7 protein-coding genes are annotated in these 17,125 nt (G+C 50.5%); all 7 read right to left on the reverse strand.

Going from position 1 to position 17,125, the window contains the following annotated elements; all coding sequences use genetic code 11:
• Window positions 1-6: 6 nt before the first annotated feature.
• Window positions 7-3,363, reverse strand: coding sequence for a T9SS type A sorting domain-containing protein (locus NATSA_RS02175; protein WP_210509995.1), 3,357 nt, complete (start codon window positions 3,361-3,363; stop codon window positions 7-9).
• 94 nt (window positions 3,364-3,457) lie between these two features.
• A complete protein-coding gene (locus NATSA_RS02180; RefSeq protein ID WP_210509996.1) occupies window positions 3,458-5,353 on the reverse strand; it encodes a T9SS type A sorting domain-containing protein in 1,896 nt (631 codons plus the stop codon).
• 654 nt (window positions 5,354-6,007) lie between these two features.
• Complete coding sequence (locus NATSA_RS02185; RefSeq protein WP_210509998.1) at window positions 6,008-10,270, reverse strand: DUF4397 domain-containing protein; 4,263 nt, start codon at window positions 10,268-10,270, stop codon at window positions 6,008-6,010.
• Between the two features lie 256 nt (window positions 10,271-10,526).
• On the reverse strand, window positions 10,527-13,304 hold the full coding sequence (locus NATSA_RS02190; protein ID WP_210510000.1) for a carboxypeptidase-like regulatory domain-containing protein: 2,778 nt from the start codon (window positions 13,302-13,304) through the stop codon (window positions 10,527-10,529).
• 38 nt (window positions 13,305-13,342) lie between these two features.
• Window positions 13,343-14,287 carry a FecR family protein gene (locus tag NATSA_RS02195; protein WP_210510002.1) on the reverse strand — a complete coding sequence of 315 codons (945 nt, stop codon included), beginning with the start codon at window positions 14,285-14,287 and terminating at the stop codon, window positions 13,343-13,345.
• Between the two features lie 31 nt (window positions 14,288-14,318).
• Window positions 14,319-14,900 (reverse strand): RNA polymerase sigma factor, encoded by a 582-nt coding sequence (locus tag NATSA_RS02200; protein WP_210510003.1) that lies wholly within the window; start codon window positions 14,898-14,900, stop codon window positions 14,319-14,321.
• A gap of 217 nt (window positions 14,901-15,117) precedes the next feature.
• Entirely contained in the window at window positions 15,118-17,088 is a 1,971-nt protein-coding gene (dnaK, locus tag NATSA_RS02205; RefSeq protein ID WP_210510005.1) for a molecular chaperone DnaK, read from the reverse strand.
• Window positions 17,089-17,125: the final 37 nt, after the last annotated feature.

Below are 17,125 nucleotides of genomic sequence, written 5' to 3' on the forward strand. Positions count from 1 at the left end.
ATGATCCTACTTCACCAGCATCAGCTGTTTGGACTGTACGAAGTCACCGGCCTGCATGCGGTAGATATACACGCCGCTTGCCAGACGGGTGGCATCGAACTCAACCGTGTGAACACCTGCTTCACGCGATTCATTGACCAGGGTAGCCACACGCTGTCCGGTCACATCATACACTTCCAGAGTCACATTGGCCGACTCGGGAACCTGATAGCGGATCGTGGTTACCGGGTTGAACGGGTTCGGGTAGTTCTGGTCGAGTCCGAACTCGGTCGGAACGTCGCTCAGCTGCTCTCCGCTGGTCGGCTGCTCGCCCCATACGTCGTTGACTACCTTGTCATCATCAACTGTAATCATGCGGTTGGGGTCGCCCGGCCATTCACTGTTATCCCAATCCGGTTCGTCTTCCACCATGAAGTACTTGTACTCGTAATCTCCGGCTTCAGCGTACAGGGTAACCGTATAGATGTTTTCGTCATCCTCGGATGCGAACATACGGTAGCGCGGGTTGCTGCCCGGCTCCTGCCACTCCGGAGTGTTAATGCCTCCGGCAAGATAGACATGGTTTTCGTCCGGATCGAAGCCCTGAACTCCGCCCATATCAACGTTGAACTCTACGCGATACTGATCTTCGAGCGGTTCAAAGTCGTCGGTGAAGAACGGGAAGACCTGGGTGTCCTCGTTGAACTGACCCATGGTTCCGCTGACATGGAATACCGCCGGCGGCATGGGCTGTCCGTTATGATCATCTCCCCACGGGGTATTGTTGCGGGCCAGACGAACCACAAAGGTGTCGGCTTCGGCTTCGCTGGTTACACGCACATTCACACCGCTTCCTTCTGCAACCGGGTCGCCGGGAAGCGGCCAGTTGTCCAGATCTTCTTCGATAATGTACATGTCGCGCAGCTGCACGCGCATACCCTGATACTCCGAGTCGTCCCGCATGTCTTCGCCGTCGATGGCGACCGCCTCGGGCAGATCGTTGCCGGAGCTGGTGATCTCGTATTCCATCACCTCGATGTTGCGCTGGTTGTTGAATGTTTCCATTTCACCCATGATGATGATGCTGTCACCGGGCTGGGCATAAACGCCGCTCTGGGCTCCGCCATCACTGAAGTCGGTCACATTCAGCCCGCCCGTTTCATCCTGGATGAAGTAGTCGGCCACACCGAATCCGAAGTCAGTGGAGTTAACAATGCCCTTGACAACTACAATACTTCCGATTTCAAGACTGCGCGCCTGGGCGATGGAAATCATGTCCATTTCCCCGCGCTCCAGATCGATGGCAAACGGTGCATCCGCAAATACCACGTCATCATCGACTTCAGCGGTAACGGTCCAGTCTGCTTCCAGGACATCACCAATTTCCACGCCATTGTCATCAAGAAGCTGGTCGATGTCCCCTATGGTAAGGGTGATGCGGGTGTCTTCACCGTCATTGTCAGCAGGAAGACTTGCAATCGGATCGTCGAACTCGCCGCCGCGCACATCGAGATGCCAGGTATAGGTCACGGCCTCATCCGATTCAGCTGTCTCCCAGGTAATTTCCACCTCATCGGAAGGCTCTCCGGCAACCAGCAGTTCGGCTCCGTCTTCCGGACTAAGCAGGGCAAACGATGCGATGGCGCTTTCAACATAGTTTTCCGTAACAATGATGTCACCTGCGACATCAAATTTGGATGTGTCTACCAGCGTGTCATCATCATGGCCGAGCAGATCGACCAGCAGATCGCCTCCCACCGAGACAGCACCTTCGTCAAGGTCATCGGTATCCACTTCTCCGGTCTCATCAATAAGTATTCTCAGATTGTTGCTGACCGTGAAGTCCGACTCATCCATGTCTGCGATGCCGCCGTCACGAATGTCGAACAAGGCATAGCCGTCCACCTGGAATTGCGAGTCGTCGAAGTCAAATTCGCCGTCTTCCAGCAGAAATACGTACAGGTTGCCGCGGACCGTAACTTCAGCGTCATCAACATCGATGTTTTCATCACCGTCTGCCTCGTGTTTGGTCAGGGTAACGATAAAGTCACCACCCACTTCGATAGTGGCGTTGTCTCCGTCAATCTCGCCGTCGCCGTCAGCACCTTCGGGACGATGGTGGCTCAGGTGAAAGTCGTTGCCGATGGTGACAACGGCTTCGCCAAACTCAAAGTCCTCAACGCTGTTGATATCCACAGTCAGATCACCCTGAACTGTAAATACCGACTCGTCCATATCAACAATTCCACCGTCTGTCATAGTGATTTCAGCATAGCCGTCTACTGTGAACTCAGAGCCGTCGAAATCAAATTCACCATTATTTTCGGCAAATATGTAGAGGTTGCCTCCCACATTGAAGATTCCGTCATCAACGTCGATGTTTTCGTCTCCGTCGGGAAGTTCCTTGGAAAGGCGGACGATAGCATCGCCTCCGGTGGTTATGACGGCATCATCGATATCAATTTCGCCTTCTCCGTCGCCGTCGTCATGGCCTTCTTCAGGACGATGGTGGGTCAGGTCAAAGGATCCGCCGATATCAAGGATGACATCGTTGAATTCGAAATCACCGGTACTTTCCATATCCACTATGAAATCGCCGTTAATGGTGATTTCACGGGTAAAGTCATCGTCACCGTCTTCTCCCTGTTCATCGCGGAATCGCGGATTGCCATCCTCGCGGACATGAACGTACAGGTTGTAAAGTTCCGGGACGACGATTTCGTAATCCGAGTTGCCGTCATGCACGCGGTGCTCAAGAGTTCCGGTGAGTTCATAGGAACCGGACTCTCCGTCCAGTTCGATGTCATCACCTACAATGAACGTGTTGCCGTTATCTCGGAACATGGCATTACCGCTGAAGTCAGCACTGAAATTGTTATATGACTGCAGGACGGGGCCGCTGGCACCGGATGTAGCAAGGTCCAGTGTACCTTCGCTTTTTTCCAGGTCAATATTATAAGCCAAAAACCAGGAATCCTCGCCGGCTGTGATGGTCTGATCGCCATCCTCTTCCATTTCCAGGCTCCATACATCACCGGGATCATCGTACTGCCATGTCAGATCACCACTGAGCGTAATATCACCGTGGACGATCACATCGCCTCCTGCATTATCGGTAAATACGACCGTAGTACCATCAAAGGAAACGTTCTGCTCAAAGATGATATCTTCATCAGTGTCAATGGTCAGCGTGATATCACCAAAGGTAACATCTTCATCGTAAACCGTTTCATCACTGAGGGTTACATCATCATTGGCATGGGCATTCAGCGGCCAGAAGACAAGTGCCAGCACAAGCACCATCGAAGTGCCTGCAAGCACACTTCGAACGCTGTTTCGCCGTAGTTTTAAAAATTTGGATTGTAGCGTTTCGACGTGTTTCATATTAATCGATTGTTTAGTTATGGGTGGCTGTTCTTAATAAATATATTTTCGGGATGCCGGAATATTGGAGCATAGGAATACTGTCATAAGCGGATTACTTGACCAGTGTCATGGTCCGCATAAGACTCTGTTCACCACTTTGAAGCCGGTAGATATAGATTCCGCTGCTCATTCTCTCTGCGTCCCAGCTGACTTCATGCCGGCCCGCATCATGTGTCTCGTCAACCAGGACGCGTACTTTGCGGCCCAGGACATCATACACTGTCAGCGTGACATGCATGCTTCTTTGCAGCTCATAAGTTATGACAGTAGATGAGTTGAAAGGATTCGGATAGTTTTGTTCAAGAGAGAGTTTTTCAGGGATATCTTTTGTTTCTTCAGCAGTTACGGCATTATCAGTAATAATTATCTCTCCCGCAACATCAAATTTGGATGTGTCTACCAGCGTGTCATCATCGTGCCCGATAAGATCGATCAGCAGATCGCCTCCCACCGACACAGCTCCTTCATCAAGATCTTCGGTATCTACTACTCCGGTCTCATCGATCATTATCCTCAGATTGTTGTTGACCGTGAAGTCCGACTCATCCATGTCTGCGATGCCGCCGTCACGAATGTCGAACAAGGCATAGCCGTCCACCTGGAATTGCGAGTCGTCGAAGTCAAATTCGCCGTCCTCCAGCAGAAATACGTACAGGTTGCCGCGGACCGTAACTTCGGCGTCATCAACGTCGATATTTTCATCATCGTCGGCTTCGTGTTTAGTCAGCGTGACAATAAAGTCGCCGCCGATCTCAATAATGGCTTCATCGCCGTCAATCTCGCCGTCGCCGTCGGCACCTTCGGGACGATGGTGGGTCAGGTTAAAGTCACCGCCGATGCTGACAATGGCTTCGCCAAACTCAAAGTCCTCGACGCTGTTGATATCCACAGTCAGATCACCCTGCACGGAAAACTCCGACTCGTCCATATCAACAATCCCTCCGTCGGTCATGGTGATTTCAGTATAGCCGTCGACCGTAAACTCAGAACCGTCGAAATCAAACTCACCGTTGTTTTCAGCAAAGATGTATAGATTGCCTCCCACATTGACGACTCCGTCATCCACATCAATATTCTCGTCTCCGTCGGGAAGGTCTTTGGAAAGGCGGACAATGACATCGCTTCCGGTGGTGATGACAGCATCATCGATATCAATTTCGCCTTCACCGTCGCCGTCGTCATGGCCTTCTTCAGGACGATGATGGGTCAGGTCAAAAGATCCGCCGATATCAAGGATGACATCATTGAATTCGAAATCGCCGGTGCCGTCCATATCCACTATGAAATCGCCGTTAATAGTGATTTCGCGGGTAAAATCATCATCATCGCCTTCTCCCTGTTCATCGCGGAATCGCGGGTTGCCATCGCCGCGGACATGAACAAACAAATTATTAAGATCGGCAGCGACAGCTTCGTAATCCGAGTTGCCGTCATGCACGCGGTGCTCCAGTGTTCCGGTGAGATCATAAGAGTCCGCTTCACCGCGAATCCGGATGTCATCACCCACAATAAACCTGGTGGAGTTGTCGCGAAATATCGCCGCACCCGAGAAATCTGTCCGGAAATTATTGAGCACGCGAAGCACAGTTTCATCTTCCTGTTCTGAATGCAGTTCGAAATCACCGTTTTCTTTGTCCGCGCGGAAGTTGTATGCCAGCAGATAAGACCCGTTTCCGGCACTGACCGTCTGATTTCCGTCTTCCCGTACATCAAAGTTCCAGACATCGGATTCCGACGCGTATTCCCAGTCTGTGTCTGAAACTGTTATATCACCGTGTACGATCAGGTTTCCCCCTGCATTTTGGGTAAATACGACCGTTGTTCCATCGAAGGTGACATTCTGTTCGAACACGACATCTTCATCAGTGTCAATGGTCAGCGTGATATCACCAAATGTCTGATCGTCGCTGAAAGTCTCTGCACCGTCAATGGTTATATCCCCTGCCATCACTGAATTGGCAGATAACGTCACACCTGTAATAAACATGAGGACGTACAACAGTGGCAATTTGAAAGCGCTTCTGTAAGAACTAAAAATATTCCGGGTTGTTTCACTTGTATCTGTGTGCATAGTTTGTTTTTTATGTGGAGCTTTGAAATAGGCAATATGTCCGGACATCACTTCATAACCGGGCAAAATTTCCGGGATTCAGATAGTTTCAGGAAGCAACACTGCATCACAGCGGTTTCAATAACCAAAGTATTAATAAGAGAGCTCAGATGATGTTACGATAAGGTTACTATCCCGAATGTTTCTTGCTACCTGACAATCGTAATGCACAAAAAAAATGCCACATTAGCAGTCAAACATACAGGATGCCGTGAGTGCTTTTAAAGACTGTTTTTCAAAAAGAAATCCGAGTTAACATGCAGCAAAGTGGCGAAATTACGCCGGGAAAGGGCGATATTTCACCACGAAAAATGATGAAATTCCGCCACTTATGACGAATCCCTCAGTATGCCGGCTGCATCTGTAAATGATCATCAAGGATCAGGTGCAGCTATCCCGCAAATATGATCCTGATCGTTTTTGTTAGTTGCAGTTACAAAAAAAGGGTACCCCTTCATCAGGAGCACCCTTTTTTTCAGCCGGAAATCCGGTTTACTTGACCAGCATCATTTTGTTCACCTGTGTGAAATCACCGGCCTGAATCCGGTAGAGATACACACCACTGGACAGATTGGTTGCGTCAAATTCCACAGTGTGCACACCGGCACTGCGGCTTTCATTGACAAGTGTAGCTACCCGTTGTCCCTGTACATTGAACACCTCCAGGGTGACATCAGACGATTCGGGAATTGAGAATTCTATCTTGGTCGTCGGATTGAACGGGTTGGGATAGTTCTGCTCCAGACGGAATGTCTCGGGACGGTCACTCAGGTGCTGTTCGGTACTGGTATCGACCGCTTCCAGCAGCAATGTTGTGCCGTCAGGAAGAACAACCAGCAATCCGAATTCCTCGCCATCTTCGTTGGCTGACGGATCCAGGAATCCTGAAGCAAGTACTGCAGCACCTGAACCGGCGGCTCCTGACAGATCAGCCGCAAACTCGAACAGGGCATCTCCCGTGTCAGCCGAACCTTCCACACCCAGATTGAGTGTATACATCATGGCTTCTACGGTGATGATTCCGGTAGCATCGGTGTAGGCGGCGCCTTCAGCCAGTGCCGGTCCGTCAGCAACCCAGACATCAACTGCGGGAGCATCGGTCGCCCCATGCCAGATGAAGAAGCTGACATCTTCTTCAGAAGCATCTTCCTGCGCATCCTCAACGATAAACAAGTTGAAGTCGGTTTCCACACCATCGGGATTGGCCGCAAAGCCGTCTCCCAGCACACCGTTGGCAATCACGCTGTAGGTCTCGCCCAGGGCAAATTCGGCTCCTTCCAGACTGAATACCGGATCGGTCTCACCGGCATCGGCTCCGGCCGGATAGATGGCAATGTCCAGGGCCGTGTTGGCCGGAACGTCGACATACGGGGTCGCCTCACGGAAGCTGAGTTCATCAACAAACAGTTCGCCGTTGACGTAGATGTCAACCGATGCTGCTGCCGGATCAGCGGCATTGTGGATGATCTGCGCCCGGGCAACCATCTCATCTGGCTGTACTCCGAAGATATCGTTGACTTCCATGTCTCCGGTTACCGAAACCGAGCGGTTCGGATCGCCGGGCCACTCGCCCATATCCCAGTCGGGCTCATCATCGATCAGGAAGTACTTGTACTCATAGTCTCCCTCTTCGAGATGCAGGGTGATGGTGTAAATGTCCGAGCCTTCTTCAACCGGTTCCATACGGAACTCGGGATCCGAGCCGGGCTGGGTCCAGTCACCGGCAAGACTTCCGCCGATGTAGACATCGTAGGAATCCGGATCGAAGTCATCAGCCTGACTCATGTCCACGTTGAAAGTAACGCTGAACAGGTCCTCAGGCAGATCGGCAGCCGGCAACTCCAGCGTGGTTCCGTCAGCAAAGACAGCCAGCAGTCCGAAAGCCGGTCCATCGTTGTTGTTGGAAGGATCAAGGAATCCTGATGCAAGTACAGCGATGGCCTGTCCGCCTGCCTCAGCCAGAGGTGCTTTAAAGGAAGCAATCACATCTCCGGTACCTTCCGGGCTGATGTCGAGAATATAATCAGCAGCAGGTACATCGAGATAGTCAGTTGATTCTGAGTATGCAAGATCGGTAACAACCGGCGGATCATTGCGGATCTGAACATCTACAGACGGAGCATCCGTAGCACCGTGCCAGACAAACAAGCTGGTTTCGTTTCCATCATCATGACTTTCTTTTGTGTCAGCAACTACGAACAAGTCAAAATTCACAGAGATATCATCGGGATTTTCAGCGAACCCGTCACCCAGCACACCATTGGCAATGATGGTGTAGGTTTCATCCGCATCGAATTCTGCTCCTTCAAGGGTGTACGCAGCATCCGTATCACCGGCGTCTGCTCCATAAGGATAGATTTCGATATCCAGTCCCGTACCGGCCGGCACATCAACAAACGGGGTGGCGGCGCGGAAGGCCAGACTGTCTGCGAAGAGATCTCCGTTGACATAGATATCCACTACTTCTGCAGCAGGATCGGCCGCGTTGTGAATAATCTGTGCACGGGCAAACTCCGGTTCCGGCTCGGGCTCAATAACATCAAGCATAAGCGTAGTACCGTCCGGCAGTACGGCCAGCAAACCGAAGGCGTTGTCTTCACCGGCATTGTCGTCATCAAAAAAGCCTGATGCCAATACGCTCAGTGCCGCACCTTCAAGTCCGAGATCGGCGAAGGGAGCAGCGAATTCTACAAGAACATCACCACCGGCACCGGCTATTCCAACAGTCTCGTTCATCGGTTCAAGAGAGACATATCCGGTGAAATCCGGGAATGCAAGCTCGCTAACGGCAGGACTGTCAGCTCCGGTCTGTTCCAGATAGATATCAACTGCCGGGGCATCAGGTGAGCCGTGCATGATATTGACGTCTGTCAGACTTGCGTCTTCCGCTTCCATCCGGCCAGGGGCATAGGCTTCAAGTGAGAAACCCTCGGCTCCGCTGAAGGAATCCTCATCAACTACACCGGAAGCTACCAGGATATAGTTTTCATCTTCTTCGAGCGTAAATGTGAATGGCCCGACTGCGTTTTCAATGCCGGCATCGGCAGGTGCAATCTGAATTTCGAGTTCTACACCGGCAGGAACCTCATCGAAAGCCGTGGCATCGCGGAAATCTACACCGCTCAGAAACTCATCGCCATTTACATAAATATCCACCGAGGAGACGGCGGGATCAGGCGAATTGTGAATGATCTGAAGGTTTGCAAGCGCAGGCTCGATTGTAACAGTGGCGAAGTCTCCGATCAATGGCCTCAGATTGGTACCATCACCCTGATTGGTGAGCAGTCCGGGGGTCTGGGCCGGAATCCGGTTGCCATCGGCGTCTGTACCGGCAGGTCCGAGATGTGTCATCGCAAAATATTCACCCGTTTCGGTGATTTGCGCATCGACACGTACCGGATTGTCATCAGCGGGATCTACCGGTTCAACAACGTCAACCTCGACGCCGGAATATTCTTCGTTGAACTCCAGGTCCATCTGTGCAACTCCAACAAACGCACCGATCTGACCGTCTTCCACTTCGTGAAGATCAATGGAAAACAGCGACTCGCCCAGCTCACCATTATAGAGTATCTGGATCTCATCTATCGTCACCGATGAAGCGGAACCGCTGAAGGTCTGATCTGACCATTCAAATGCTGCCAGCGCATAGACGGGAGCAGCGTCACTTGTCGCCAGAACAAAGCCGAGTGTTTCTTCGGATACCACACCATCACTGAGTGATTCTTCTGAAACGCCGGAAAGAACGTGAGCAACGTGGTCGACCGGATCAGCACCGGAAACGTCTACGGCAACACTGCCGTCTTCCATTGCTCCGACCTCTGTAAATCCAACGATTTCAGCTCCCACAAAGTCACCATCGGCCGGATTTGTGGTAATGACTAAAAGATCATCTTCCATGGTAGTCAGTCCTTCAACCACTACCTCTGTGTCATCAGCGGTGAGATCCAGTGCCTGTCCTCTGAAAGAGACGCTGCGCTCGATCTGGGGCTCCGAGGCTTCGAGCATCAGTGTTGTGCCATCGCGCAGTACGGCCAGTAAACCAAAAGCATTATCGTCACCGGCGTTTTCTTCATTAAAAAATCCTGACGCCAGGACATTCAGTGCCGATCCTTCAAGATCCAGATCAGCTAACGGAGCAGAAAACTCAAGCAGAATTTCTCCCCCGACACCTGAGATTCCCAGAATTGTATTCACCGGATCAAATTCCTCATAGCCTGAGAAATCGGGATAGGAAACTTCGCTGAGGAAGATGCGTGTATCTCCGGGCTGGACAAGATGAATATCCACGTCAGGGGCGTCAGGAGATCCGTGCATGATATTTACATCAACCGTTCCTGCATCTTCCGCTTCCTGCCGGGCCGGTGTAAAAGCCTCGAGTGAGAATCCTTCGGCATCCTCAAAAGCCGATTCGTCAACTACACCAGAAGCAACAAGTATGTAGTTTTCGTCTTCGGTCAGGTTGAAAGTGAACGGCCCGACAGCATTTTCGATACCTTCTCCTAACGGAGCGATCTCAATGTCAAGATCCGCACCGGCCGGTACTTCATCGAAAGCTGTAGCATCCCGGAAATTGACATCGCGAAGAAACAGATCTCCGTTCACATAAATATCCACCGATGAAACGGCGGGATCAGGCGAATTGTGGATAATCTGCAGATTGGCGGTGCCGTTCTGGGCATACACGCCGGGCGCTGCAAGCAGTATCACAACAAAAGCCAGTACATACTTTAAATATGTAGTTAGTTGTCTCATGATTGTGTGTTTTGGTTGGGGTTTTACATTCTTAGACATTATGTCCAGAAAATGGAGTTCATATTTGACACAGGCTTACCTGTATTAAAAGCGAATCGTTTCTTAAACACCTGAAAATCAGATACAACTAGCCCTGGTAAAATTTTTTTTGTTTAATACTGCGATGACCGATTGTGCCGCAACACAAAACCCGGACAAATCAAACCAATTGAGCATTACAGATGTCCTGTTGCATTTTCATAGGTGTTACGGCAAATCACAGTCCCAGCTTGATACTCAGCGACGGCATAAACCCTGGCATTCTTCGGCTTCTTTTTTCGAAGTCACTGACTTCAGCATCATTCTGCTGTGCAAACCCGGAATCTGCTGGCTGAAGGCTCCAGTCGATCTCATTCCGCCGGTTGAGAATATTTATGAGATCAACCCGGATTTCCAGGTTCAGGGGGTCACGTGAGGGGCTGTATATAAGTGATAGGTCTACCTGATGAAAAGCGGCCAGACGGTCATCTTCCGGATTCATAAATGAATACCCGCCTGCTTCGCTCACATTGTGAAGTGTCAGAAAATCGTAGTAGGATTGACGAAAACCCCACTTTCTGCCGTAAATTCCCTGCCATCTGGCTATGACAGAGAGATCTGAACGCACATGGCCCAGCACACGTGCCTGGAGCCGGTGAGGTTCGTTCCACGGAGCAGGCAGCGTACGTCCGAACTGGGTGTCATAATCAATATCAGTCCTGCTCAGATCGTATCCCACAAGAAACTGCAGATCATCATCCATTAAGGATTGATGAATGCGGACACCACCTCCGTAGGCGCGCAAACTTGTCTCCTCCGCGAACGAATTTATCCCCTGGCGGTCGGCCTCATCCGCCAGCAGCAAATTGTGGTATGATGTAATATAAGCAACCGGCTGAATTTTCAGATAGGTATCCAACCGGATTGTCGTGCTTGACGACGGCTCGAAAACAAGGTCTGCAGCTGTGTTGTATGACAGCGGCTGGTCAATGCCGTCGTCGTGATACCATACCTGGAACTCCGGAACCAGAGAGCTCGGTCCTACATTTGTGATCTGGAACTGGTTGACAAACTGGCGGTACATCCCGCCGGACAATTTAAGGGACCAGTAACCAGTCCTGCTGCTCGTTCTGTCAAATTGAATGGAGCCTCTGGGCTCGGCATATATGCGCTGATCGGGATCGAAGTAGGTAAAGCGCGAGCCGATATTGACTCCAATGTTTCCTGATATCCTCCGGTCCGCATTCACATACGTGCTAACCAGCCGGGATGCCTGTTCGTTGAGCGCTGGCAGATAAAACAGTCCGGCAAGATCGAATTCCGAATTCACATGATCTAAGCGAACTCCCCCTGAGAGTGAAAAGTCCGATGATACCGAATATTCAAGATCGGTTTTTACTGTCGCATGCCTGATTATGTTCTGATCGGCCTGAGCCGGAGCTTCATCAGCCCCTGATACCAAAAGCTGAAACAAATTTTGCCCGGGATCTGACTCAGCACGCCTGCTGATTTCGTCGTCGTCAAACATGGCATAACTGTGCTCAAGCCGGTTGCTGCTGTAACTTGCCTGGAAATGGAGATCAAGACGCGGCGTAACCAGCCATTCATAGCGCAATTGCGACAGGATGTTTTGCCAGTCGTACCCGTCTCTGGAGTACATACGCTGCACAGGTGCTGAATTTCCGCTTTCGGCAAGCAGGTCGGTTTCGACAAAATTTTGCCCGTGATACAGGGAAAAAGAGAGACTTCTGTACCTGTCGAACTGATAATCTCCGGACAGGTGCAGATCGCGGTACCGGATGTCCGTATTGTCAGAAGCTGTTTGAAACGCAGGGGTCTCACCATCACTGCCGGTAACGAGGGAATAGGTCAGCGGGTCAACGAGGTCCCAGTCAGAAATGGCATCGGACAGAACCGGCTCTTCAAACCAGTCCCAGAAGCTGTGCCTGAATGCTCCCATGAGACGCAGATCGCCGTTCAACGCAGATCCGGAAAGGCGGACATTCGTATTCAGCGGATCTGCCTGGACCAGTCCGTGTTGTCCTGCATAGCTGCCGTGCTTATGATTCATATTTATTTTTCCGGCGATGTAACTGCCCGATGATACGCCAAATCCGGCTTTTTCCACCGACACGCGCCCGATTGCGTAAGGACTGAAGGCACTGTACAGACGGCCCATACTGTAGGGTTGATAAACAGGAACATCATCCAGGAAAAACCGATGATCACCGCTTTGTCCGCCCTGCATGTGGATGTCAGACAATGGCAGCCCGTGCTGGACGCCTCTGAATAATGAAAGATCCTGAATGACACCGGGTGCTCCCGGACCGGAAACCCATTCAGCTGCTGTTTCCTGATCGGTCTGCAACATGTGCGCAGCAGGAATAAGCGGAAGGTGATCTGTGACAACAATGGGACTGAACTCTATTCGGGCCGGATGGAGTGCAATTTCCTGCCTGTGCTGCTCATCCGGCGAAATGGATACCGTTATTTTTACCGGTTCGTATCCGACATAGGAAAAAATGATGTCGTATGAACCGGATTTCATTTTCCCAAGTGAAAAGTGTCCGGCATTGTTGGATGCGGTTCCGCCGCTGGCATCTGCGAGCATTACAGTGGCACCGGGCAGCGGATCTCCGCTTTGGGCATCATATACTTTGCCGGCGAATGCTCCGTATGCAGGATCGCGGCGGGATGAACGGATGACAACATATGTGCCTGATGACAGTACGATGTAGTCCAGCGAAGTATCTTTGAGTACACTGGAGAGTGCCTCTTCCATAGTATTGTCCCTGATCCTTGCATAAACTTCGTACCCCTTGAGAATTGACGGGTCAAAAATCAGATCAACACCTTCCTGGCTGCCGAGGTGCTCGAGAACCCTGACCATGGACTCCCCGGTGAAATCAAATGTGTACGTTTTCTTTTCATCAGCACCACGTGCTTCTGATTCTGATGACGTTGTCAGACCAAACAGAAAAAGAAGGATGATAATTTTCTGTACGCGTTTTCTCATTGCTCCCCTGACCCGTGATTTTTTTTCAGATTTAAAAGTCACATATATATCCTGAAACCATTGGCCGTTCTGGCGTATTTCAGCCCTTTGACAGTGCATATGTCATTGATAAGATTCTCCAGGCTGTCCGGCTTGGTGTAGAATGCTGTCAGATATTCGCCGGATATTTGCTCATCCTCAATTTCGATAGTCTTGTCGAACCGTCGCTCAAGTTCGGAAAAAATGACACCAAGCGGCTGACTGGTGAACGCAAGATTCCGCTCCTTCCATGCCAGGATATTGTCCAGTTCTGCCGTCCCGGGTTCTTCAGGGATGCCGCGTTTTTTTTCGATCAGGCTGAAAGTTCCACCGGAGAGCTCGACTTTATCCGGTTCGGAATCACGGGAGTAAAACAGTACTGATCCTTCAGCCACGGTTACTTTAGTTATTATTTCGGGATCCGAACTCCAGGAGCGAATGTTAAAACGGGTGCCGGTCACCTCGGTTATGGTCTCATTTGCCCGGACGCGAAACCGGTGATCGGCTGATGCGATATTAAAAAAGGCCTCACCGTCCAGTGTGATGTTCCGGTGGAATGTGCCGAACAGCCTGTTGTAGCTGATACTGGTCCCGCTGTTCAGCGTCACAGTGCTGCCGTCAGATAACGTCTTCGTCATAATTTCACCCTTGGGCACGACTGATGTGACCGGCATCATATAATAGCCTGTGCCGACTGCAGCAAAAAGTATGGCAGCAGCTATGCCATACCGGACAAATCGCACAGTTACTGAAGGTTTCCTGCGAACAACAGCCTGCTTCTTTACGGAATCAGGACCGGTATTTTTATGACCCAGCTGTTTTTTTACTGATGCCAGCGCGATTTCGGTTTCAGCTTCCGAAACAATATTACTTTGCGGGTGCTTGCGAACCGGCACAGTGCTTTTTTGCCTGTCCGGTGTTTCTCCACCCCGAACATCAGCCCATATCTGTTTCAACGCAGTCACGTAACAGTTTAAATAATATTTCAGTGGGTTATCAGACATAACCTGCATGAGATGTTTTGAGATACTGATAATACCGCTTTTTCAGATTTTTGATTGCTGCTACAATATGATTATTCACAGTGTTTTTGGATACTTCCATGATTTCTGCAATTTCCTGATGATCCAGGCCGTCAAATTTGCTGAGCATCAGTGCATCTTTCTGTCTTTCGGGCAGTGATGATATCCATTGTTCAAGCAGTTTCATCCGGGCCGGCGTATCCGCAGATTCGTCGTCGGCAAACGGCTCATCCGCAGTATGACGTCCGTTGTGCAGATTATCGAAGTCAAAAATGTAATCAACCGCCGCAGTGTCACGGTTGTGGTTGAGTGAAAGGTTGCGGACTATTCTGTACATGTACGCTTTAATTGATTTATCCACGTCCAGCTCCATTCGTTTCTGCCATAGTTTTATGAATGCCTGTTGAGTGATATCAACTGCCGTCTCCTTGTCTTTTGTATAGGTAAAAGAATAGGAAACGAGCTGTGCATATAACGTTCGGAAAAGTTCGTCAAAAGCCTGCTCGTCTGATGCTGCTATTCTGGATGCCAGTTGCCTGTAAAGATCCTCTTGCATATGAGCCCGGATTATCTTCTGTGGATTAACACCCCGGACTGTGTTTATAACTAGTCCGGGTTGAATTTTTCTGCACAAAATGCAAAAGCACCTTTGAGACAATTACGTTCCATTACTTTATATAAAAAAACCCGCAACCGGTACCTGCTTATAGCATTGTACCAGTGCGGGTTCTGCAACTGCTTGCTCACAATGCGGTTAGATAAACAACCGCAAGTTACTTCTTGTCATCATTGTTGTCTTTATCTTCATCATCGACAACTTCAAACTCCGCATCAACAGTATCACTGTCATCAGCGGATTGCTGTTCTTCACCGGCGGACTGCTCACCGGCTTCGCCTGAAGCTCCGGCCTGCTGACCGGCTCCGGCTCCTTGCTGAGCATCCTGGGCTGCCTGATACATTTCGCTTGATGCATCGGACCATGCCTTATTCAGCTCTTCCATAGCAGCTTCAAGCTCATCCACTTTTTCTTCCTTGTGGAGTCCTTCCAGCTTCTCAAGTGCCTGCTGGATGTTGGCTTTGTTCTGCTCGGAAAGCTTTTCACCGTACTCTTCAAGCTGCTTTTTGGTGGAGAAAATCAGACTGTCGGCCTTGTTCAGTGTCTCCACTTTTTCACGCAGCTTCTTGTCTTCATCGGCATGTTCCTCAGCCGCCTTCTTCATCTTGTCGATTTCTTCTTCAGAAAGTCCTGAACTTGCCTCGATGCGGATGCTCTGCTCTTTGCCTGTGCCCTTGTCTTTGGCACCTACGCTGAGTACACCGTTGGCATCGATGTCAAAAGTCACTTCAATCTGAGGCACACCGCGGGGCGCCGGCGGGATGCCATCCAGGTGGAACCGTCCGAGCGTCCGGTTGTCTTCGGCCTTGGCACGTTCACCCTGAAGCACATGGATTTCCACACTGGACTGGTTGTCGGCAGCTGTGGAGAAGGTTTCTGTCTTGCTTGTCGGGATCGTGGTGTTGGCTTCGATGAGCTTGGTCATTACACCGCCCAGGGTTTCAATACCGAGGGTAAGCGGGTTGACGTCAAGCAATACTACGTCTTTAACGTCCCCTGAGAAGACACCGCCCTGAATGGCCGCACCAATGGCAACAACCTCATCCGGGTTCACGCCCTTGCTGGGCTCTTTTTCAAAGAAATCCTTTACAACTTCCTGGATTTTGGGAATCCGGGTGGATCCGCCCACCAGAATAACCTGATCAATTTCGGACTTTTTGAGTTTGGCACCTTTCAGAGCTTTTTCACAAGGGTTGAGCGTTCTCTGGACGAGATCCTCAACAAGCTGCTCAAACTTAGAACGTGTGATATCGATGCTGAGGTGCTTTGGGCCGGACTGATCGGCCGTAATAAACGGCAGGTTGACGTTGGTTTTCTGTGAGCTTGAAAGCTCAACCTTTGCCTTTTCTGCAGCATCACGCAGACGCTGAAGCGCCATGGGGTCTTTTTTCAGGTCAATTCCGTCGCTTTTCTTGAATTCGTCAGCCAGAAAGTTCAACAGGCGCTCGTCAAAGTCGTCACCACCAAGATGGGTGTCACCGTCTGTGGATTTAACCTCAAACACACCGTCACCCAGCTCCAGGATGGAGATGTCAAAAGTACCACCGCCAAGGTCAAATACGGCGATGGTCATGCTCTTGTCTTTTTTGTCCAGACCGTAAGCCAGTGATGCCGCTGTCGGCTCGTTGATAATCCGCTTGACTTCAAGTCCGGCGATCTTTCCGGCTTCCTGGGTTGCTTTTCTCTGTGCATCGTTGAAATATGCCGGTACGGTAATCACTGCCTCCGACACCTTTTCGCCAAGATACTCCTCTGCAGTCTGCTTCATTTTCTGCAGTACCATGGCTGATATTTCCTGCGGTGCATAGGTCCTGTCCTCAAGATCTACGCGGGCGGTGCCGTCATCCGCTTTGACAATCTTGTAGGATACGGTTTTCTGCTCTTCGGTCACTTCATCGTAAAAGCGACCCATAAAACGCTTGATGGAAGTGATGGTTTTCTGGGGATTGGTAATCGCCTGCCGCTTGGCGGGAGCTCCAACCAGCCGTTCCCCGTCTTTGGAGAAAGCCACGACCGACGGAGTGGTTCTGCCACCCTCTGAATTCTGAATGACAACCGGCTCGTTGCCTTCCATCACCGATACGCAGGAGTTTGTTGTTCCGAGATCAATTCCAATAATCTTACTCATAATAAATTCCGTTTCTGTATGATTCCTGTTCAGATTA

Source organism: Natronogracilivirga saccharolytica (assembly GCF_017921895.1).
In the GTDB taxonomy this organism is placed as follows: Bacteria; Bacteroidota; Rhodothermia; order Balneolales; family Natronogracilivirgulaceae; genus Natronogracilivirga; species Natronogracilivirga saccharolytica.